Raw genomic sequence first — 22,369 nt, 5'->3', positions numbered from 1 at the left:
GTCTGCGTCCGGTTGCGCCAGCAGCGCTCCGGCCGTCTTCCGCAGCGCCCCGCGGAGTGGACACACTCGCTCGTTCGTGAGCGAGGACGCTGCGCCGCAACGTCTGTGCGTGAGAGCTATCGGCGTCATTGATGGCGCCTTTAAAAGGCGTGAAAACTGCAGAATTCCGCATATCGGCCGCACGGCGGCGGCGCTGACTGAATGCGCAACAGGCGTTGCGCCGCAGCACTCGACGCATGTGAAGAAGCTCGCCGGGCGCCGACGGCGTGGATGCCGCAGTTTTTCTGCAATGGCAGATGACCCCTGTTTTGCACCAAGGGCGAAGTGGGATGCCAACCCCTTTAATTTGTAGACAGAATGTGAAAGCAGCGCCGATATGCCCGCCATCGCCGTGCGCGAGCGCGTCCATGGCCCAGCGCCTTCACACCATCGGCAGTGCCGCGACCGTTTGCCGTTGCGCCGCAGTGCCGCCACGCAACAGCCGCTGCGCGCGCGCGAGTTCCTCGGCCTCCATGTCCTGCAGCGGCTCGAAGCGCTCGCCGGCCCAGCTCGCCATCGGCACGCCGTCGCGGTACAGCACGCGCGCCCCCGCGACCCGCGGCACCCGCGTGCCGGACAGCACGCTGCCGAGCAGATTGGCCGGATCGGCGGCGGCCACGCACACCCAGGTGCCGTTGCCGGGCTCGCGGCGCAGTTGCCGCAGCAGGCCGATCGCCTCGGGCAGAGCGAACTGTTCGCCGGACAGGCCATCGATGAAGCGTCCGCCACGGATCTCGCCGCGCGCCTCCAGGCGCTGGTAGACCCGCAACACTTCGCGCCACGGCGGCAACCAGGCCGCCTCGCGCTCGAGCAGGCGCCAGCAGACCACGCCGTAGCGGCGCAGCAGGGTCCGTGCGACGTGCTCGACCGCCTCGCTGCGTGCGGCCGGGTCGTCGGCCTCGGGGCCGGCCCGCAACAGCGCCCAGCGCCCGGCGTCCTGGATGCCGCCGTACAGCGCCATGCGCGGCCGCCGCCGCGACAGCGCCGAGGGCCGCTTCGATGCCGGCACCAGCAAGGCGCGCAGGCCGGCGTAGCTGTCGCAATGGACCCGGCCGGCGGCGACCAGTTCGGCCAGCGCCGCCTCCAGTTCGGTGGACAGCAGGCGGGTGGCTTCGGCGATCTCGTCGAAGAAGGAGGCACCGTGCGCCTCGAGATGGTCGGCGACCTTGCGCGCGCGCGAGCCCAGCGCGCCGGCTTCCGGAGCGGGCGACAGCCGCGACCACTGCCCGGCGCTGCGCCGCGGCAGCAACAGGATCGGCGTGCTGCGCAGCGTCGGCGCGGCGCCGCCGGCGCCGGGGCGCAGCCGCGTCCACAGCGTGCGGCCGGCGCTGCAGGCCTCGTCCAGCCATGCCGGGCGGTAGTCGCGCACCCGCGCCGGCAACAGCTCCGCTTCCCACAGCGGCGCCGCGGCCTCCACGCCCTCCAGTTGCGCCAGCACCGCGGCCAGCGCCTCGGCGCCCTCCACCTGGCCCTGCGCATCCAGATGCTGCCAGCGGAACAGGAAGCGCGCGTAGTCGCGCGGCGCCACCGGCTCGATCTCGCGACGCAGGCGGCCGAGGGTGTAGCGGTGGATCCGCGCCAGCAGGTGACGCTCGCACCACTCCTCGGCATCGGCGTCGGCGCTGAACCGTCCGCCCAGCACATAGCCGTCCTGTTGCAGCGCCAGCAACCCGGCCTGCACCTCGCGCAGCGGCAGCTGCAGCGGCGCCGCCAACGCCTCGGCGGTGACCGGCCCCAGGCCGGCCAAGCGCCAGCGCAGCAACTCGCGCAACGCGGTGTCGCGGTCCCAGTCGGCGATCGCGTAGCCCTCGGGCACGGCGATGACCGGTTGCGCGCTGGCCCGCGGGTACAGCGGCGCCACCGCCGCCAGTGCTTCGGCCGCCACCCACAGCGCCGCGGCGGCGCCGTCGACGCCGTGCAGGCAGGTGGCACGCGCATCGGCGGCCAGTTCACCCAACCAGTGTCGCCACTGCGGCTGCGCGGCGGCCTCGTCCGCGCTCACCACGCCGAGCGTGAGCAGCGCCTCGTGCATCTCGTCGCGGCTGCGCGGCTGCGGCCAGGCCTCCTCGCGCACCGCGGCGATCGCCTGCGAGTCCAACTGGCCGAGATCGTCGGCGCTGTCCGGATCCTGATAGCGGCGGCTGTGCACCGCCTGGGTTCGCCGTTCTTCCAGCGGGGCGTCGTCGAGAAAGGCATAGGGCCGCGCATCCAGCGCCTCGGCCGCCAGCGGCGACGGCGCGGTCAGTTCGCGCGCCAGCACGCGCACCTCGCCGGCCTCGATGCCGCGCAGCAGCTGCAGCCAGCCGGCGCTGTCCATCGCCTCGTCCAGGCAGTCGCGCAGGGTCTGCGCCACCAGCGGGTGCTCGGGAATCTCGCGCTCGCCGACCAGGTTTTCCGCACAGGCCACCTGATCGGGGAACACCGTGGCCAGCAGATCCTCGGACTTCATCCGCTGCAGTTGCGGCGCGACCTTGCGCCCGCCGGTGAAGCGCGGCAGCGCCAGCGCGTTGGTGGCGTTCCAGCGCCAGCGCACGCCGAACAGCGGCGCATCCAGCAGCGCCTGCACCAGCACGTCCAGCGCCGATGCGGCACGCAGGTAACGCGCCACCTCGTCCAGGGCGAAGCTGTGCCGGGTCGACAGCGACAGCACGATCGCGTCCTCGGTCGCGGCCGCCTGCAATTCGAAATTGAAGGTGCGGCAAAAACGCTTGCGCAGGGCCAGGCCCCAGGCGCGGTTGATGCGGCTGCCGTAGACGCTGTGGATCACCAGTTGGGTGCCGCCGGTGGCGTCGAAGAAGCGCTCCAGCACGATGCACTGCTGGGTCGGCAAGGCGCCCAGCGCCGCATGCGCACGGCCCAGGTAGTCGACGATCTGCTGCGCGGCGGCGGCGTCCAGCGCCAGCGGACCGCACAGCCACTGCAGTGCCTGCGCCGTCCCGCCCTGCTCCAGCGCCTGCTCGACTTCGGCGCGCAGCCGCGACACGCCCAGCGACAGCGCGTCGCTGCGCCCGGGCGCTTCGCCGATCCAGAACGGGATGTTGGGCGGCGCGCCGCGCGCGTCCTCCACCCGCACCCGCCCCGCTTCCACGCGCAGGATGCGGTAGCTGGCGTTGCCGAGCTGGAACACGTCGCCGCCCAGGCTCTCCACCGCGAAATCCTCGTTGACCGTGCCGATGGTCTGCGCCTGCGGCTCCAGCACCACGCTGTAGTCGCCAGTCTCGGGAATGGTGCCGCCGGAGGTGAGTGCCGCCATCCGCGCACCGCGACGCTGGCGCACGCGGCGATGCACCGCATCGCGATGCAGGTAGCCGGCGCGCGGCCCCAGCCGCGTGCTGAAGCCTTCGCTGAGCATGCGCAGCACCGCGTCGAACTGCGCGCGCGGCAAGGCCGCATACGGCCAGGCGCCACGCACCAGCGCGTACAGCGCGTCTTCCTCCCACTCCTGGCAGGCCACCTCGGCGACGAGTTGCTGGGCGAGCACGTCCAGCGGCGCGTCGAGCATGCGCAGCGCATCCAGTTCGCCGCGGCGCACGCAGTCCAGCAGGGCCGCGCATTCGACCAGGTCGTCACGCGACTGCGGAAACAGCCGCGCCTTCGGCGTGCCGCCCACCGCATGCCCGGAGCGTCCCGCGCGCTGCAGGAACGCGGCGATCGAACGCGGCGAACCGAGCTGGCAGACCAGGTCGACGTCGCCGATGTCCAGGCCCAGCTCCAGCGACGCCGTGGCCACCAGCACCTGCAGCTCGCCAGCCTTGAGCCGGCGCTCGGCGAGCAGCCGGGTCTCGCGTGCCAGGCTGCCGTGATGCGCCGCCACCGCCTGCGTACCGAGCAGTTCACCCAGGTGCCGGGCGGTGCGCTCGGCCATGCGCCGGGTATTGACGAACACCAGGGTGGTGCGGTGCGCGCGCACCAGCTCGGCCAGGCGCGTATACGCCTGCTGCCACTGGTCGGCGGACATGGTCACGCTGAGCGGCGTCGGCGGCACCTCCAGCGCCAGGTCGCGGGCGCGCGCATAGCCGATGTCGACGATGGCGCAGTCCGCCTCGCCGTCGTGCACCGCCGCGCTGCCGACCAGGAAGCGCGCGACCGCATCGATCGGCTTCTGCGTCGCCGACAGGCCGATGCGCAGCGGCGGCACCTCGCAAAGCTGCTGCAGGCGCTGCAGCGACAGCGCCAGATGGCTGCCGCGCTTGTTCGCCGCCAGCGCATGGATCTCGTCGACGATCACCGTGCGCACATGGCGCAGCGTCTCGCGCCCGGACACCGACCCGAGCAGCACGTACAGCGACTCCGGCGTGGTCACCAGCACGTGCGGCGGACGCCGCCGCGCCTGCGCGCGCTCGCGCTGCGGCGTGTCGCCGGTGCGCACCGCGGTGCGAATGTGCACATCCGGCAAACCCAACGCCGCCAGTTCGGCGCGAATGCCCTGCAGCGGCGCCTCCAGATTGAGCTGGATGTCGTTTGAAAGCGCTTTCAGTGGCGAGACGTACAGCACCTGGGTGCGGTCCTGCAGGCCGCCTTCGCGCAGACCTTCGCGCACCAGCGCATCCAGCGCGGCAAGAAACGCGGTGAGGGTCTTGCCGGAACCGGTCGGCGCGGCGACCAGCGTGTGTCGTCCGGCCTGGATCGCCGGCCACGCCGCCGCCTGCGCCGGCGTGGGCGCAGCGAAACGCTGTTCGAACCAGCGGGAAACGGCAGGATGAAAGCGCGTTTGCGCCAAGGACATGCGATCTCCTATTGCGCCGGCGTGCGGCGCGCCGGCGATGCCACCCGTGCGCATTGTCCACGCGACTGTCTCGCGCCATCGCCTCGACAATGAAAATGGTGACGTTATCCAAGCGATCAAGCGCATTTGCACGCGAGCCCTTTTTTTAGGGGCTTTTCCATTAAGCGTTCATCGAACGACATAATGTCTACAACTCGCTCCGCGCAGCGCGGTTATGTTGTCGACGGCATCACGTATCTCGGCCTAGCGTTTGCGAAACACACGCGAGCTTCGCTTCTGGGAACGGAATGCGGCACGGCAACACCAGCGAAAAACGGCATCGCCCATCACGTGCGCGGGACGCTCCACGACCTGCGCACGCGACTGCGGCGGCGTGCGTTCGCGTCGCCTCCGCACCGTTCCCCTTCGATGTCGCACTGCCGTCGCCTTGTCGCGTACGGCAGCGGGTGGCGGCGGCATCTGCCATCGGGTCCTGCATTGCTGGGCTGCGTATGCGTTGTATCACTCCATCCGCCATCGCCAAGGAGCATCACCAATGGCACAGAGCAGACCGTACCTCACCACCAGTAACGACCCGAGCCAGCAGCGCAACCGCGACGCGCCACAATCGCTCGGCGTCGCGCCGGCCGTCTTCGAAGGCCACGACCCGGCCGCGATCGCACGTGCACTCAAGCAGTCGGCCGACCTGCATGCACGCCGCCGCACCGGTCCGTATCGCTCGGCCATGTCGATGCTGACCTTCTACATCAATCGGGCCGGCGATCAGCTGCCGGCGCAGCGCCGCCAGATCCTGGAGCAGGCCAAGGACGAGTTGCGCAGCCTGTATGGCAAACCACGCAAAGGTGACGCAAGCGACAGAACGTAGACGATTGTGCAGCGTGATGGAGCGATCAGTTCCGTACGCTGCCTACGCCACGCGCGCGCCGCCCGATTGCCGTCCTCCAACGCATTGCACATGATGCGGACATGGCCAAGGCATCCGACATTTCGGATCTCATCCAGCACACCGCCGCCGCGACGCAAGACGACGCGGCGCTGCTGTCGCGCATCATCCTGGCGCAGGGCGAGATCGCGGCGGCCGGCAGCGATCCGTTGCAGGTGGTGGATGTCGTCACCCACCGCGCGCAGGAGCTGACACGCTCCAACGGCGCCGTGGTGGAGATGTGCGACGGCAACGACATGCTGTACTGGTCGGCCAGCGGCGTCGCCGAGCGCCACCTCGGCCTGCGCCTGCCCAGCAATGGCAGCTTGTCCGGCCTGTGCATGCGCAGCGGCCAGGTATTGCGCTGCGACGATTCGGAAATCGATCCACGGGTGGATCGCGCAGCCTGTCGTCGCATCGGCCTGCGCTCGATGCTGGTGGTGCCGCTGCGCTACGGCGACCGCAGCATCGGCGTGCTCAAGGTACTGGCGCCACAACCCGACGCCTACAGTGCACAGGACGTGCGCACGCTGGAACTGCTGGCGACCCTGGTCGGGGCGACGCTGGCGCTGGCCATGGACCGCGCCGCGCTGCAGACCGACATCGCGCGCCGCCAGGACGTGGAGAAACACGCATTTCGCGAGAAGGCGGCGATCGCCACCCGCATCCGCGAAACCATCGCCGATGCGCGCCTGCAGATCGTGACCCAGCCGGTGCTGGCCCTGGCATCGCAGCACATCGTTGGCGTGGAAGCGCTATCGCGCTTTCCGGCCAATCCGGCGATGCCGCCGCTGCGCTGGTTCGACGACGCAAGCCGGGTCGGGCTGGGGCTGGAGCTGGAACTGGCCGCTGCGTGCAAGGCACTGGAACTGTTGGCGCAGTTGCCGGCGCCGCTGTACCTGGCGATCAACGTGTCCGCGCCCACGCTGCTGCATCCGCGACTGCAGGCGCTGCTGCACGGCCACGACCTGTCGCGGATCGTGCTGGAAATCACCGAGCAACTGCAGGCGCCGGACTATCCGCGCCTGTCCGAGCACATCGGCCTGCTGCAGCGGCAGGGCCTGCGCATCGCCCTGGACGACGCCGGCACCGGCTTCGCCAGCCTGCGCCACCTGCTGCATTTGGCGCCGGACATCATCAAGCTGGACCTGACCCTGACCCGCGGCATCGACGCCGAGCCGCGTCGGCAGCGGCTGGCGATGGCGATCCTGTCCTTCGCCGCGGAAACCAATGCAGACGTGGTCGTCGAAGGCATCGAGACCGAGAGCGAACTGGCGACGCTGCAGGCGCTGGGCGCGCGCTACGGCCAGGGCTACCAGCTCGCCCATCCCGGGCCGCTGTCGGCGCACCTGGCGCGCTATCCGGCGATCGGCGACGGCAGCGGCTGAGCCGCGCGCGATCGAGCGTTGCGTTCCGGCCACGCCCGCCACGGACATCCTGTGCAGGAGCGGCTTCAGCCGCGACCTGGCGTCACCGGTGGCGCGCTGTCGCGGCTGAAGCCGCTCAGACGATGCCCCGCCCCCACCCTGATCCACACGAACGTCGACCAACACGGCACGTTCGCAAGTTGCTGCGCCTGCGCAAACACCAGGCAAGAAAAAAGCGGGCCGAAGCCCGCTTTTTCCTGGAACGGCAGTGGACGCGCGCGGCTTATTCGGCCGACACGCCCTCGCCTTCCTCGACGGCCTTCATCGACAGGCGGATGCGGCCCTGCTTGTCGACTTCCAGCACCTTGACCTTGACCACGTCGCCTTCCTTCAGCTTGTCGCCGACCTTCTCCACGCGCTCGCTGGAGATCTGCGAGACGTGCACCAGGCCGTCCTTGCCCGGCAGGATGGTCACGAACGCGCCGAAGTCCATGATCTTGGCGACCTTGCCTTCGTAGATGCGGCCCGGCTCGACGTCCGAGGTGATCTGCTCGATGCGCGCCTTGGCGGCCTGCGCAGCGATCGCGTTGACCGAGGCGATGACGATGGTGCCATCGTCCTGGATGTCGATCTGGGTGCCGGTTTCCTTGGTGATCGCCTGGATGGTGGAACCACCCTTGCCGATCACTTCGCGGATCTTGTCCGGGTGGATCTTGATCGTCAGCAGGCGCGGCGCGTAGTCGCTCAGCTCCGCACGCGGGGTGGTCAGCGCGCTGGCCATCTCGCCGAGGATGTGCAGTCGGCCGGCCTTGGCCTGCGCCAGGGCCTGCTTCATGATCTCTTCGGTGATGCCTTCGATCTTGATGTCCATCTGCAGCGCGGACACGCCCTCGGCGGTACCGGCGACCTTGAAGTCCATGTCGCCCAGGTGATCTTCATCGCCCAGGATGTCCGACAGCACCACGAAGTCGTTGCCTTCCTTCACCAGGCCCATGGCGATACCGGCCACCGGCGCCTTCACCGGCACGCCGGCGTCCATCAGCGCCAGCGACGAACCGCAGACCGAGGCCATCGACGAGGAACCGTTGGATTCGGTGATTTCCGAGACCACGCGGATGGTGTACGGGAACTCTTCCATGGTCGGCATCACTGCCAGCACGCCGCGCTTGGCGAGGCGGCCGTGGCCGATCTCGCGACGCTTGGGCGCGCCGAAGCGGCCGCACTCGCCCACCGAGTACGGGGGGAAGTTGTAATGGAACAGGAAGTTTTCCTTGTACTCGCCGGAGACCGCGTCGATCACCTGGCCGTCGCGGGCGGTGCCCAGCGTGGTGACCACGATCGCCTGGGTCTCGCCGCGGGTGAACAGCGCCGAGCCGTGGGTACGCGGCAGCACGCCGGCCTTCACGCTGATCGGGCGCACGGTGTCCAGCGCACGGCCGTCGATGCGCACCTTGGTGCTCAGCACCGAACCGCGCATGGTCTGGTATTCCAGCTCGCCGAACTCCTTGGACAGGTCGGCAGCGACCCAGCCTTCGGCAGCGGCGCGCGGCGCCAGCTGCGCCATCACGTCCTTCTTGATCGCCGAGATCGCATCGCGGCGCTGCAGCTTGTCGCGCACCTGGAAGGCCGACGCCAGCTGATCGCCAACCGCTTCCTTCAGCGCGGCGATCATGGCCTCGTTCTTGGCCGGGGCGACCCAGTCGGACGGCTTGGTGCCGGCTTCGACGGTCAGCTCGTTGATGATGTTGATGACCTTCTGCATCTCGCGATGACCGAAGGTGACCGCGCCCAGCATCACTTCTTCCGACAGCAGCGCGGCTTCGGATTCGACCATCAGCACCGCGTTGGCGGTACCGGCGACGACCAGCTCCAGCTGCGAGTCCTTCAGCTCCGACACGGTCGGGTTGAGGATGTATTCGCCGTTCTTGTAACCGACCTTGGCGGCGCCAATCGGGCCGTTGAACGGGGTGCCGGCCAGCGACAGCGCGGCCGAGGCGCCGATCAGCGCGGCGATGTCGCCGTCGATGTCCGGGTTCATCGACATCACCGTGGCGATGATCTGCACTTCGTTCTTGTAATCCTCCGGGAACAGCGGACGGATCGGACGGTCGATCAGCCGCGAAATCAGCGTCTCCTTCTCGGTCGCACGGCCCTCGCGCTTGAAGAAGCCGCCGGGGATGCGGCCGCCGGCGTAGAACTTCTCCTGATAGTCGACCGTCAGCGGGAAGAAGTCCTGACCTTCGCGCGCGCTCTTGGCGGCGACGGCGGTGACCAGCAGTACGGTGTCGTCCATCTTGACGATGACGGCACCGCCGGCCTGGCGTGCGATCTCGCCGGTTTCGAGGGTGACGGTGTGCTTGCCGTACTGGAAGGTTTTGGTGATTTTTGCCACGGGGTTTCCTTGGATGATGCTGTCTGCAAATGGACCGCTGACGGCCCATGCCGCTGGCGGGTGGCCGGGAGGATCCGGCCGGTGGCGCGGAGCAATCTCCGGACCACGGTACTACCCAAAACAAAACCGCGGCGCATCACTGCGCCGCGGCGGGGTTCGTTTGCCTCAGCGACGCAGGCCGAGCTTCTCGATCAGCGCCTTGTAGCGCTCGCCATCCTTCTTCTTCAGATAGTCGAGCAGGCTGCGGCGGCGGTTGACCATCTGCAGCAGGCCGCGGCGGCTGTGGTGGTCCTTCTTGTGGGTCTTGAAGTGGCCGGTCAGCAGTTCGATGCGGGCGGTCAGCAGGGCGACCTGGACTTCCGGCGAACCGGTGTCGGCAGCGCCGCGCTTGTTTTCTTCGATGACTTTCTGGGTGTCGATGGACATGGGATGTTTTCTCTGAGATGCGGGGCCGGCAGGAACGTGCAGAGGACGCACCGCCTGGCTCGCCGATTGCGAAGGATTGCGCCGGAGCGCAGCGTGCCGGAAAGGCCGCGAAATTGTACCGGTCCCGGCCTGCAGGAACAAGGCGTTAAGACGGTGTCATGACTGAACGACGGTCAGGTAACGCCCGGCGCGACCGCTGCGCGGTCACGGATTGAACATGCGCTGCGGCGCCAGCAGCCCGCTCGCATCGACCTGGCCCAGGCCCAGCGGGACGCCCTCGGCGTCGAACACCGCAGCCAGGCCGGGCGCCCAGGCCGGATCGCGCAGCCGCTGGCCCATGCGGAAACGCTGCGCCGCAGCAGGCTCCAGGCGCACCGGCGGGAAATCGGCCAGGCCGGCGGCCAGCGGCAGCACCAGCGCCTCCAGTGCTGCCGGATCCTGCGCGGCCAACTGCTGCAGGTGCTCCAGGGTGACCATCTGCGGGTTGCGGAACGGCTCCACCCACAGCCGCCGCAGCGCGGCAATGTGCGCGCCGCAGCCCAGCGCCTCGCCCAGGTCGCGGGCCAGGCTGCGGATGTAGGTGCCAGACCCGCAGGCCACGTGCAGGCGCAGACGATCGCCGGCGTGGGCCAGTACGTCGATCGCATGCACCTCGACCTCGCGCTCCGGCGCCTCGATCGCCTCGCCGCGGCGCGCCTTGACGTACAGCGGCTCGCCGCCCTGCTTGAGCGCGGAATAGATCGGCGCGCGCTGGCGGATGCGCCCGCGCAGCGGTGCCAGCGCCGCCTCCAGGGCGGCCGCGTCCAGCGGCGGCACCGGCCGGGTCCGCAGCACCGCACCCTCGGCATCGTCGCTGTCGGTGGTGACGCCGAGCACGACCTCCGCTTCGTAGGCCTTGGCCGAGCCGAGCAGCAGCCCGGCCAGCTTGGTCGCCTCGCCGAAGCACAGCGGCAGCAGCCCGGTGGCGAGCGGGTCCAGGCTGCCGGTGTGGCCGCCCTTCTCGGCACGGAACAGCCGCCGCGCCGCCTGCAGCGCCGCGTTGGAACTCATGCCGATCGGCTTGTCGAGCAGCACGATGCCATCGAGGCGACGGAAGACGATACGGGGCAGACGCGGACCGAAGACAGGCATGGAGTGCAGGCGGGGAGTTGGGATTGGGGATTCGGGATGGGCGAATCCGGCATCTGCCGGGCGCGTGCGACCGACACAGGCAGATAGCGAAGGCACGCACAACAGCGGGCCGGTTGCGGATGAGGCAGCGCCGCGATCGCGGCCGAGACGAAACGTCCGCGTTCGACGTGTCCGTTCAAACAGTAGGCGCCGATGCCGGGGCATCGGCGGCGGACTCAGTCCTTGCGCGGCGATGCTTCGCCGTCGTCGGCGGCACGGCTGTCGTCGTCCTGATCTTGCTGCAGCTCCGGCATGTCGCGCAGCAGATTGTCGATGCGCTCGCCGCGATCGACCGAATCGTCGTAGTGGAAATGCAGCTCGGGCACGTGGCGCAGCTTCATCGCCCGGGCCAGCTCGCTGCGCAGCTGCGGCGCCAGCTCCTTCAGGCCCTTGACCGCCTCGGCCGAGCGCTCCTGCATCAGCGCGGTGACGAACACCTTGGCATGGGCCAGATCGCGGGTGACCTCGACGTCGGACACGCTGACCGACGGCAGGCCGTGATCGCGCACGGCCGCGTGCACGATCGTGCCGAGGTCGCGACGGATCTGCGCGGACACGCGATCGGTACGGTGAAAGGATTTGGTGGGCATATCGGAAATCTCGTTGTTCGGAACAAAGGAACCCGGAAGGAGCTGGGACGAGCGAAGCGCCTGCAGCGCCCCGCTCCTCCCATTCCCCAATCCCGATTCCCGAATCCCGGCTTCTTACAGCGTGCGCTGCACTTCGATGCGCTCGAAGCACTCGATCTGGTCGCCGGCCTTGACGTCGTTGTAGGCCTTCACGCCGATACCGCACTCGGTGCCGTTGCGCACTTCGTCGACGTTCTCCTTGAAGCGACGCAGCGACTCCAGCTCGCCCTCGAACACCACGGTGTTGTCGCGCAGCACGCGGATCGGCTTGTTGCGCTTGACCACGCCCTCCACGACCATACAGCCGGCGACGGCGCCGAACTTGGAGCTGCGGAACACGTCGCGCACCTGGGCGACACCGATGATCTCTTCGCGGATCTCCACGCCCAGCAGACCGGACGCCACCTGCTTCACCTGGTCGATCACGTCGTAGATGATCGAGAAGTAACGCAGGTCGATGCCGTTGGTCTCGATGATGCGCCGCGCCGAGGCGTCGGCACGCACGTTGAAGCCGATCACCGTGGCCTTGGACGCCAGCGCCGAATTCGCATCGGACTCGGTGATGCCGCCCACGCCGGAGTGGATCACGTTGATGCGGATCTGCTCGTTGGACAGCGCGGTCAGCGACTGCTTCAGCGCTTCCACCGAACCCTGCACGTCGGCCTTGATCACCAGGTTCAGCGACAGCTGGCCTTCGCCCTTGCCGAGCTGCGACATGATGTCTTCCATGCGGCTGCCCGCCGAGGACACCAGGCGCGACTCGCGGCGCTTGGTCTCGCGCTGCTGCGCCACGTCCTTGGCCAGGCGCTCGTCGTCGACGACCACGAAGTCGTCGCCGGCATCCGGCACGCCGGACAGGCCGAGCACCTGCACCGGGATCGACGGACCCGCGGAATCGGGCTGCTTGCCGGTCTCGTCGAACAGTGCACGCACGCGGCCGTACTGGATGCCGCACACCAGGTAGTCGCCCTTCTTCAGCGCGCCCTGCTGCACCAGCACCGTCGCCACCGGGCCGCGGCCCTTGTCCAGCGAGGACTCGATCACCACGCCGCTGGCGCGGCCTTCGGCCACCGCCCGCAGTTCCAGCACTTCGGCCTGCAGCGAGATCGCGTCCAGCAGCACATCGATGCCCTGGCCGGTCTTGGCCGAGAGTTCGACGAACTGGGTGTCGCCACCGAATTCTTCGGCGACCACGTCCTGCGCGAGCAGTTCGTTCTTGACCCGCAGCGGATCGGCACCGGACTTGTCGATCTTGTTGACCGCCACGATCAGCGGCACGCCGGCCGCCTTCGCATGCTTGACCGCCTCGACCGTCTGCGGCATCACGCCGTCGTCGGCCGCGACCACCAGCACCACGATGTCGGTGAGCTTGGCGCCGCGCGCGCGCATCGAGGTGAACGCGGCATGGCCCGGGGTATCCAGGAAGCTGATGACGCCGCGGTCGGTTTCGACGTGGTAGGCGCCGATGTGCTGGGTGATGCCGCCGGCTTCGCCCGAGGCGACCTTGGTGCGGCGGATGTAGTCCAGCAACGAGGTCTTGCCGTGGTCGACGTGGCCCATGATGGTGACCACCGGCGGCCGCGACAGCTTCTCGCCCTGCGCGTCCTCGGTGTGCGCCAGCAGCGCGTCCTCGGCGTCGGCGCTGCCTGCGCGCACCGGCTTGTGGCCGAGCTCTTCGGTGATCAGCGCCGCGGTGTCGTGGTCGATGGACTGGGTGATGGTGGCCATCACGCCCATCTTGAACAGCGCCTTGACCACGTCGCCGCCCTTCAGCGCGAGCTTCTGCGCCAGGTCGGCCACGGTGATGGTGTCGCCGATCGCCACTTCGCGCACCACCGGTGCGGTGGGACGCTCGAAACCGTGCGCGCCGCCGCCGCTGCGCAACGGTTCGGCCTGGCGACGGCCGCCGCTGTGGCTGCCGCCGCGCGGCTTGCCGCGCACGTTGGAACGGCGCGCGCGATCGGCCGCGGACAGGTGCAGCTGGCCGGCGAAGCGGCTAGTGCTGTCGTCGTCCTCGACCCCGGCGACCATCACGTGCGAGCCGCGGGTCTTGTGCTTGTTGTTGGCATTGTTGCGGTCGTCGCTGCGCGGCGCCGCCGGCTTGGCCGGATGCGCTGCACCCGCCGGACGCGGTGCCATCGGCGGACGCGGCGCGCGCGGCGCGGCAGCGGCGCTGCGGTCGGCGGCAGGCGCGGACGGTGCCGCCGCCGGCGGCGCCGACTCGGCGTTCAGCGCGGCCTGGGCCGCACGTTGCTCGGCCTCGGCGCGCTCGCGCGCGTCCTGCTCGGCCTTGCGCTTGCGCTCGATTTCCTCGGCGCGCGCACGGTCCTGCTCGGCCAGCTTCTGCTGTTCGGCCAGGTTGCGCTGCTTGGATTCCTCCAGCTTGCGCAGGATCTCGGCGCGCTCGTCATCCACCCGTCCGCCCGCGGACGGCGCCGCACGCTCGGCGGCCAGGTCCTCGGCCGACTTCACGTAGGTGCGCTTCTGCCGGACCTCGACGTTGACCGTGGTCTTGCTGCGCCCGGCGCTGACCGTCACTTCCTGCAGCTTGCGCCGGTTCAGGGTGATCTTCTTCGGCGCCGCCTGGGCCTCTTCCTCGACCGGCTTGTCGGTCTTGCCGTGGGTACGGCGCAGGAAGCCCAGCAGCTTCATCTTTTCGGTGCTGGTGACGACCTGGTCGGGACCGCTGAACTTCATCCCGGCGTCGGCCAGTTGAACCAGCAGTTTCTCGACCGGCGTGTTCACCAGTTCGGCCAGCTTGCGGATGGTGGTTTGCTGCGACATTCGGATCCTATGATCTGGTTGGCGCCCCCTCGCCGCGTGCGAAGGTAGCGCGGATTCTAAGCCCTGATCGGGTCAGGGCGGCATTCATCGCTGACTCATTCGCCGCGCTCCAGGCGGGCGATCTCCTCGGCGCGGGCGGCCAGGATCAGGGCCGCGGCGCGGTCCTTGTCCAGGTCCTCGATGCCGAACTCGAGGATTTCGTCGGCAGCCAGATCCGACAGGTCCTCGCTGGTACGCACACCATGGCCGGCCAGCGCGTAAGCGGTGGCTTCGTCCATGCCCGGCAGCGACAGCAGGTCCGCCGCCGGCACACCATCCTCGTCGCTCTCCTCGGCGGCCAGCGCCTCGTTGAGCAGCGCGTCGCGGGCACGAGCACGCAGTTCCTCGACGATGTCCTCGTCGAAACCTTCCACTGCCAGCAGCTCGCCGACCGGCACGTAGGCGATTTCCTCGACCGAGTTGAAGCCCTCGGCGACCAGGATCGCGGCGATTTCCTCGTCCACTTCCAGCTTGTCCATGAACAGCTGGCGGGCCACGGCCTGCTCGGCCTCGGACTTGGCCGCGACCTGCTCGGCGGTCATCACGTTGAGCTGCCAGCCGGTCAGGCGGCTGGCCAGGCGCACGTTCTGGCCGCCCTTGCCGATCGCCTGGGCCAGGCGATCTTCCGCCACCGCCAGGTCCATCGAGTGCTTTTCTTCATCGACGATGATCGACTGCACCTCGGCCGGCGCCATCGCATTGATGACGAAGTTGGCCGGGTTGTCGTTCCACAGCACGATGTCCACGCGCTCGCCGTTGAGCTCGTTGGACACCGCCTGCACGCGCGAACCACGCATGCCGATGCAGGCGCCGATCGGATCGGTGCGGGTGTCGTGCGCCAGCACCGCGATCTTGGCGCGGTCGCCCGGATCGCGCGCGCAGGCCTTGATCTCGACCAGGCCCTGGCCCACTTCCGGCACTTCCAGCTTGAACAGTTCGATCATGAATTCCGGCGCGGCGCGGCTGATGAACAGCTGCGGGCCACGCGGCTCCGAACGCACTTCGGCCAGATAGCCGCGCACGCGATCGCCGGCGCGCAGCACGTCGCGCGGAATGCCCTTGTCCTTGGGGATGAAGGCCTCGGCGTTGCCGCCCAGGTCCACGTAGATGTTGCCGCGCTCGGCGCGCTTGACCACGCCGGTGACCAGTTCGCCGACGCGATCCTTCCACGCGTCCACCACCTGCTGCCGCTCGGCCTCGCGTACGCGCTGCACGATCACCTGCTTGGCGGCCTGCGCGGCGATGCGGCCGAAGTCCGGATTCTCGATCTGCTCTTCGATGTAGTCGCCGACGTCCACGCCCTCGGCCTCGTCGACCGCGTCCATCAGGCGGATCTGCCGGTCGGGCGATTCCATCACCACGTCGTCGGCCACCACTTCCCAACGTCGGTAGGTTTCGTAATTGCCGTCCTTGTGGTCGATGGTGACGCGCGTCAGCACGTCCTGGTCGGGGTAGCGCTTCTTCGCCGCCGACGCCAATGCGGCCTCGATCGCGTCGAAGATCACTTCGCGCGGCACGCCCTTTTCGTTGGCCACCGCGTCGACTACCAGCAACAGTTCCTTGCTCATTCTTTCGCTCCGCGCGCAGCCTCGTCGGCCGCCGGTTCGTTGGATGGTTTCTTATTGGATTTTGCGTTCTTGCCGGCCGGCTTCGGGCCCTTGCCCGGCTTGGTCGGGGCCAGGCCCAACGCGGCCCAGTCGGGCATGATCCGCGCCTTGTCGATGTTGTCGAAGTCCACTGCCAGTTCGGCGCCGTCGACCTCGAAAGTGATCCGGCCGGCATCCGCGTCGGCCCGCACGATGCGCCCCTGCAGGCGCCGACGGCCCTGCTGCGGCAACTTCAACACCACCTTGGCCGATTCGCCCAGGTGGCGGGAAAACTGTTCGGCGCTGAACAGCGGCCGGTCCACGCCCGGCGAGGACACTTCCAGCGTGTAGTTGCCGCTGATCGGGTCTTCCACGTCCAGTTGCGCCGAGACCTCGCGGCTGACCCGCTCGCAATCGTCGATGTTGACGATGCGCTCGGGCTGCTCGGCCAGCGGCACGTCGATATACAGGCGCAGCGTGGCGCCGCCGGGGGCCGGCAGATATTCGGCGCCCAGCAGTTCCAAACCCAACGCGTCCACGGTCGGGCCCAGCAACGTCGCGATTTCGTTTGCCTTGTCGCTCACAGCCTGCCTTGCATCTGAAGGGTTGAAGAGTCGGTTGCGTGATATTTCCCGGACCCCGGAAACGACAAAGGGCCCTCTGGGCCCCTTGTCCGGTACGACTCCGGTCACGCTGGATTCCGGTTGCGACGACGGGAACATGCGTCATCGCGAAGCCCAAACTTCCCTGCCGCAGACAACCGATGGACTGGTTGCCGCTGCAGACAAATATGGTAGCGGGGGCAGGATTTGAACCTGCGACCTTCGGGTTATGAGCCCGACGAGCTGCCAGACTGCTCCACCCCGCAGCAGAAGCGGAATTATGAAGAATCAGTGCGTCAATTGCAAGCCCTGATTTTCATCTCGATGCGGTAGCGACGCTGCCGTTCGAAGGACGCCATGATAACCGCACGCGATGGAAAACGAAACACCAATCGCATCGCCGAATGCAAAAAAGCCAACGCCGCCTTGCGGCGGCGTTGGCGTAAAACAGCGGGAAAACCGCCCTTTCGAGATCAGGCCAGGTGCGCGAAGGCGCGCTGGCACCACGCCATCAGCGGGCTCCAGGCCAGGCCGAAGGCCAGCAGGCCGAGCGCATTGACGCCCAGCGCCACACTCAGCACGCGGTCGTCGTTGGCCGGCAACGGCGTGCCGACCGGCTCGTCGAAGTACATCACCTTGATCACGCGCAGGTAGTAGAAGGCGCCGATCACCGCGCACAGCACCGACAGCACGGCCAGGCCGGTCCACCACAGGTTCTGGTCGGGCACTGCAACCACCGCGCCCAGCACCGCCAGCTTGGCCCAGAAGCCCAGGAACGGCGGCACGCCGGCCAGCGAGGCCATGATGCACAGCACCAGCAACGCCATCCACGGGTTGCGCGCGTTCAGGCCCTTGAAGTCGTCGATGTTCTCGGCTTCGAAGCCCTTGCGCGACAGCGCGATGATCGCGCCGAACGACGCCGTGGACATCACCGCGTAGCAGATCGCGTAGAACAGCGCCGCCGCATAGCCGCGCTCGCCGCCACCGGCCACGCCCAGCAGCAGGAAGCCGATGTGCGAGACCGTGGAGTACGCCAGCATGCGCTTGAGGTTGCTCTGCGCCACCGCCATCAGGTTGCCGACCACCAGCGACAGCGCCGCCAGGCCGCCGATGACCCAGTGCCACTGCGCCGCCAGCGGGCCCACGCCCACTTCCAGCAGGCGGTAGGCCATGCCGAACGCGGCCAGCTTGGACGCCGAGCTGATGAACAGCGCGATCGGCGCCGGGGCGCCCTGGTAGACGTCCGGCAGCCACATGTGGAACGGCGCGGCGCCGAGCTTGAAGGCGACGCCGGCGATCATGAACACCGTGCCGGTGAGCAGCAGCATGTGCTCGCGGCCGTTGCCGATCGCTTCGTGGATGCCGCTCAGGCTCAGCGTGCCGGTGGCGCCGTAGATCAGCGACATGCCGTACAGCAGCAGGCCGGAGGCCAGCGAACCGAGCACGATGTACTTCATCGCCGCTTCGGTGGCCATGCCGTTGTCGCGGTTGGAGGCGACCAGCGCGTAGGAGCACAGCGCCAGCAGTTCCAGGCCCAGGTAGACCATCAGCAGGCTGCCGGCCGAGACCAGGATCATCATGCCGACCGTGGCGAACAGCACCAGCACCGGGATCTCGCCCTGGTACAGCTTGCGCTCGCGCAGGTAGCTCCAGCCATAGATCAGGGTCAGCGCGCTGAGGCCGACGATCACCGTCTTCATCACGTCGGCGGCGGCGTCGCGCACGAACATGCCGTTGAACACCTCGCCCTGCCCGCCCACGCCGGCCAGCAGCATCGCGAACACCGCGACCAGGATCGCCACCGAGACGATGTGGGTCCAGGCCTTGTTGCGCTCGCTGATGAACAGATCGAGCATCAGCAGGAAGAAGGCACCGGCCGTCAGCACTAGCTCGGGCAGCAGGGGCGGCAGGTCGACGGTGGTCAGAGGCAGCAGCGCAGGGGTGGTCATCATCAAATCTCTGGAATCAATACGCTCGACGGCCGCTTACAGCTTGCTGGTGGCGATCTGCGCCGCCAGCTTCGCGATCGAGGGCTCCATCAGGTCGGTCAAGGGCTTCGGATACAGGCCCAGGGCCAGCACGCCGAGCGCGAACACGCCCAGCACCAGCGCCTCACGGCCGTTGATGTCCTTCAGCTCGGCGACGTGCGCATTGGCGACTTCGCCGAAGAACACGCGCTTGTACAGCCACAGGGTGTAGGCGGCGGTGATCACCAGGGTGGTCGCCGCGCCGAAGGCCAGCAGCGGATGCGCCTGGAAGCTGGCCATGATGACCATGAACTCGCCGACGAAGCCGCTGGTGCCCGGCAGGCCCGCATTGGCCATGAAGAACAGCATCGCGAAGGTCGCGAACCACGGCATCACGTTGACCACGCCGCCGTAGTCGGCGATGCGGCGGGTGTGCATGCGGTCGTACAGCACGCCGACGCAGGAGAACATGGCGCCGGACACGAAGCCGTGCGAGATCATCTGCACCATCGCGCCCTGCAGGCCCAGCCGGGCCGCATCGGTGCTGCCGAAGCCGACCAGGGCGAAGGCGACGAAGGTGCCGAGGGTGACGAAGCCCATGTGCGCGATCGACGAATAGGCGATCAGCTTCTTCATGTCGTCCTGGACCAGCGCGACCAGGCCGACGTAGATCACCGCGATCAGCGACAGCGCGATCACCAGCCACGCCCACTCGTTGCTGGCGTCGGGCAGGATCGGCAGGTTGAAGCGCAGGAAACCGTAACCGCCGATCTTCAGCGCGATCGCCGCCAGGATCACCGAACCGGCGGTCGGCGCTTCCACGTGCGCGTCCGGCAGCCAGGTGTGCACCGGGAACATCGGCACCTTGACCGCGAAGGCGATCAGGAAGGCGAAGAACAGCCAGGTCTGTTCCTTGGAGGTCAGCGACAGCTGGTACAGGTCGGCGAGCTGGAAGCTGCCGCCCTTCAGGTACAGGTAGATCAACCCGACCAGCATCAGCACCGAGCCGAGGAAGGTGTACAGGAAGAACTTGACCGCGGCGTAGATGCGGCGCGGGCCGCCCCAGATGCCGATGATCAGGAACATCGGGATCAGCATCGCCTCGAAGAACACGTAGAACAGCATCGCGTCGGTGGCGGAGAAGATGCCGACGGTGACGCCTTCCAGGATCAGGAACGCGGCCACGTACTGGTTGACGCGCTTGTCGATCGAGGTCCACGCGCCGATCAGCGCCAGCACCGTGACCAGCGTGGTCAGCACGATCAGCGCCACCGCGATGCCGTCGGCGCCGAGGTTGTAGCCGATGTCGTACGCCGGGATCCAGGCGTGGGTCTCGACGAACTGCAGCGCGTCGCTGGCGTAGTCGAAACCGGTGAGCAGCGGCAGGCTGAGCGCGAAGGTCAGCAACGCCACCAGCAGCGACGCCCAGCGCGCCGCACGCGCATCACGCAGGGCGAGCACCAGGGCGCCGCCGATGATCGGCAGCCAGATCAGGATGGAGAGTAGAGGCCAGTTCGACACGTGTTCTTATTCCGTACAGGTCAACGCCAGAAATGCATCAGCACGCCCAGCAGGGCAATGAGACCGACGATCATCGCGAAGGCGTAGTGATAGAGGAAACCGGATTGCGTGCGACGCAGCAGGTTGGCCGCCAGGTCGATCACGCGTGCGGTGCCGTTGACCATGACGCCGTCCACGACATGCGTATCCACCGCGCGCGACACCTTGCCAAGGCGCACGCCGCCGCCGGCGAAACCGCCGATCCAGAGCTTGTCGAAACCGTACTTGTTCTCGAGGATCCACACCGGCAGCGAGAACGTCTTGCGCGCCTTCGCCGCCAGTTCCGGCTTCCACAGGTACAGGATCCAGGCCAGGGCGAAACCGGCCAGGGTGAGGAAGAACGGCGGTTGGGTCAGGCCGTGCAGGGCGAACGCGACCGGGCCGTGGAACTCCTCGGCCAGCGCGCCGACGGTGTCGCGTGCCGGATCGTAGAAATCGACGATGCCGGTGAAGAAGCTGACCGCCTGGCCCTTGATCGCCGCCGCGGCATGGTGCCCTGCCCAGTCGGTGCCGAACAGCATCGGGCCGATGGTGAAGAAGCCGATCGCGATCGACGGGATCGCCAGCAGGATCAGCGGCACCGTCACCACCCACGGCGACTCGTGCGGTTCGTGCGCGCCATGATGGCCGTGATGGTCGTCATGCGCATGCGCGTCGTGCGCATCGTGTGCGTAGGACTGCGCCTCTGCATCGGTGTGGGCGCTGTCGTGGTGGGCGTGCACGTCGTGCGCATGCGCATCGCGGAAGCGCTCCTGGCCGTGGAAGGTCAGGAACAGCAAGCGGAAGCTGTAGAAGCTGGTGATCAGCACGCCACCCAGCACCGCCCAGTAGCCGTAGCTGGCGATGCTCCAGAACGGCGCACCCTCGGCGTGGTGCTGGGCCGCCTCGATGATGGTGTCCTTGGAATAGAAGCCGGCGAAGAACGGGGTGCCGACCAGCGCCAGGGTGCCGATCACGCTGGTCCAGTAGGTGATCGGCATGTACTTGCGCAGGCCGCCCATCTTGCGCATGTCCTGCTCGTGGTGCATGCCGATGATCACCGAGCCGGCCGCCAGGAACAGCAGCGCCTTGAAGAAGGCGTGGGTCATCAGGTGGAACACCGCCGCCGAGTACGCCGACACGCCCAGCGCCACGGTCATGTAGCCCAGCTGCGACAGCGTCGAGTAGGCGACCACGCGCTTGATGTCGTTCTGCACGATGCCGATCAGGCCGGTGAAGAACGCGGTGGTGGCACCGATGAACAGCACGAAGTTCAGCGCGGTCTGCGACAACTCGAACAGCGGCGACATGCGCGCCACCATGAAGATGCCGGCGGTGACCATGGTCGCGGCATGGATCAGCGCCGAAATCGGGGTCGGGCCTTCCATCGAGTCCGGCAGCCACACATGCAGCGGCACCTGCGCCGACTTGCCCATGGCGCCGATGAACAGGCACACGCAGATGATCGTGGAGACGTTCCAGGCATGGCCCTGGAACAGCTGCACCTGGGCCAGGCCGCCGGCGGCGTCGCTGCCCAGCACCGCGGTGGCGTTGGCGAACACGCTGGCGTAGTCCAGCGTGCCGAACCACAGCAGCACGCCGGCGATGCCGAGGATGAAGCCGAAATCGCCGACGCGGTTGACCAGGAACGCCTTCATGTTGGCGAACACCGCGGTCGGGCGCTTGAACCAGAACCCGATCAGCAGGTACGACACCAGGCCCACCGCTTCCCAGCCGAAGAACAGCTGAAGGAAGTTGTTGCTCATCACCAGGCTCAGCATCGAGAAGGTGAACAGCGAGATGTAGCTGAAGAAGCGCTGGTAGCCCGGATCGTCGGCCATGTAGCCGATGGTGTAGATGTGCACCAGCAGCGACACGAAGGTCACCACCACCATCATCATCGCGGTCAGGCGGTCGACCATGAAGCCGACGTGGGCCGAATAGTGGCCGACCTCGAAGAAGGTGTAGAGGTTCTGGTTGAACGGCGACGCGCCCTGCCCGACCAACTGGTACAGGGTCCAGCACGACAGCGCGCAACTGACCGCCACGCCGAGGATGGTGGCGAACTGTGCGCCCTTGCGACCGACCTGACGGCCGAACAGGCCGGCGATGATGCTGCCGACCAGCGGGGCCAGCACCACCGCGATCAGCAGACTCTTGGAGAGCGTAATTTCCATCTGC

13 protein-coding genes and 1 tRNA gene are annotated in these 22,369 nt (G+C 68.0%); 2 read left to right on the top strand and 12 right to left on the bottom strand.

The window, feature by feature from the left end; all coding sequences use genetic code 11:
* Positions 1 to 421: 421 nt before the first annotated feature.
* Positions 422 to 4,765 carry a DEAD/DEAH box helicase gene (locus FHR66_RS05265; RefSeq protein WP_202394935.1) on the bottom strand — a complete coding sequence of 1,448 codons (4,344 nt, stop codon included), beginning with the start codon at positions 4,763 to 4,765 and terminating at the stop codon, positions 422 to 424.
* A 535-nt stretch (positions 4,766 to 5,300) separates the two neighbouring features.
* Here FHR66_RS05265 and FHR66_RS05260 point away from each other — a divergent pair.
* Together FHR66_RS05260 and FHR66_RS05255 are read left to right on the top strand one after the other, a co-directional pair.
* Positions 5,301 to 5,630, top strand: coding sequence for a DUF3175 domain-containing protein (locus FHR66_RS05260; RefSeq protein ID WP_160969850.1), 330 nt, complete (start codon positions 5,301 to 5,303; stop codon positions 5,628 to 5,630).
* 101 nt (positions 5,631 to 5,731) lie between these two features.
* Positions 5,732 to 7,075, top strand: coding sequence for a sensor domain-containing phosphodiesterase (locus tag FHR66_RS05255; RefSeq protein ID WP_160969852.1), 1,344 nt, complete (start codon positions 5,732 to 5,734; stop codon positions 7,073 to 7,075).
* Positions 7,076 to 7,337: 262 nt separating this feature from the next.
* Here FHR66_RS05255 and pnp read toward each other — a convergent pair whose 3' ends face one another.
* The 11 genes from pnp to nuoL all read right to left on the bottom strand — a co-directional run bounded on the left by pnp (position 7,338) and on the right by nuoL (position 22,365).
* Positions 7,338 to 9,446: a polyribonucleotide nucleotidyltransferase gene (gene pnp, locus FHR66_RS05250; protein ID WP_160969854.1), complete on the bottom strand. Its 2,109-nt coding sequence runs from the start codon at positions 9,444 to 9,446 to the stop codon at positions 7,338 to 7,340.
* Between the two features lie 165 nt (positions 9,447 to 9,611).
* Positions 9,612 to 9,872 carry a 30S ribosomal protein S15 gene (gene rpsO, locus FHR66_RS05245; RefSeq protein ID WP_003467392.1) on the bottom strand — a complete coding sequence of 87 codons (261 nt, stop codon included), beginning with the start codon at positions 9,870 to 9,872 and terminating at the stop codon, positions 9,612 to 9,614.
* Positions 9,873 to 10,076: 204 nt separating this feature from the next.
* Positions 10,077 to 11,003 (bottom strand): tRNA pseudouridine(55) synthase TruB, encoded by a 927-nt coding sequence (gene truB, locus FHR66_RS05240; protein WP_160969856.1) that lies wholly within the window; start codon positions 11,001 to 11,003, stop codon positions 10,077 to 10,079.
* 215 nt (positions 11,004 to 11,218) lie between these two features.
* Positions 11,219 to 11,632, bottom strand: coding sequence for a 30S ribosome-binding factor RbfA (gene rbfA, locus FHR66_RS05235; RefSeq protein WP_160969858.1), 414 nt, complete (start codon positions 11,630 to 11,632; stop codon positions 11,219 to 11,221).
* 114 nt (positions 11,633 to 11,746) lie between these two features.
* Positions 11,747 to 14,455 (bottom strand): translation initiation factor IF-2, encoded by a 2,709-nt coding sequence (gene infB, locus FHR66_RS05230; RefSeq protein ID WP_160969860.1) that lies wholly within the window; start codon positions 14,453 to 14,455, stop codon positions 11,747 to 11,749.
* Between the two features lie 95 nt (positions 14,456 to 14,550).
* Positions 14,551 to 16,062 carry a transcription termination factor NusA gene (gene nusA / locus FHR66_RS05225; protein ID WP_160969862.1) on the bottom strand — a complete coding sequence of 504 codons (1,512 nt, stop codon included), beginning with the start codon at positions 16,060 to 16,062 and terminating at the stop codon, positions 14,551 to 14,553.
* Positions 16,059 to 16,664, bottom strand: coding sequence for a ribosome maturation factor RimP (gene rimP / locus FHR66_RS05220; protein ID WP_160969864.1), 606 nt, complete (start codon positions 16,662 to 16,664; stop codon positions 16,059 to 16,061). Before rimP ends, nusA begins: the two co-directional genes overlap by 4 nt.
* A gap of 207 nt (positions 16,665 to 16,871) precedes the next feature.
* Positions 16,872 to 16,948: transfer RNA gene (locus FHR66_RS05215), tRNA-Met, on the bottom strand.
* A 207-nt stretch (positions 16,949 to 17,155) separates the two neighbouring features.
* Positions 17,156 to 18,631 (bottom strand): NADH-quinone oxidoreductase subunit NuoN, encoded by a 1,476-nt coding sequence (nuoN, locus tag FHR66_RS05210; protein ID WP_167087552.1) that lies wholly within the window; start codon positions 18,629 to 18,631, stop codon positions 17,156 to 17,158.
* A gap of 36 nt (positions 18,632 to 18,667) precedes the next feature.
* Positions 18,668 to 20,170, bottom strand: coding sequence for an NADH-quinone oxidoreductase subunit M (locus FHR66_RS05205; RefSeq protein ID WP_017908133.1), 1,503 nt, complete (start codon positions 20,168 to 20,170; stop codon positions 18,668 to 18,670).
* 20 nt (positions 20,171 to 20,190) lie between these two features.
* Positions 20,191 to 22,365, bottom strand: a complete 2,175-nt coding sequence (gene nuoL / locus FHR66_RS05200; protein WP_160969868.1) for an NADH-quinone oxidoreductase subunit L — start codon at positions 22,363 to 22,365, stop codon at positions 20,191 to 20,193.
* Positions 22,366 to 22,369: the final 4 nt, after the last annotated feature.

This window comes from Xanthomonas sp. F4 (assembly GCF_011761895.1).
This window is presented reverse-complemented; position numbering and strand designations above follow the sequence as displayed.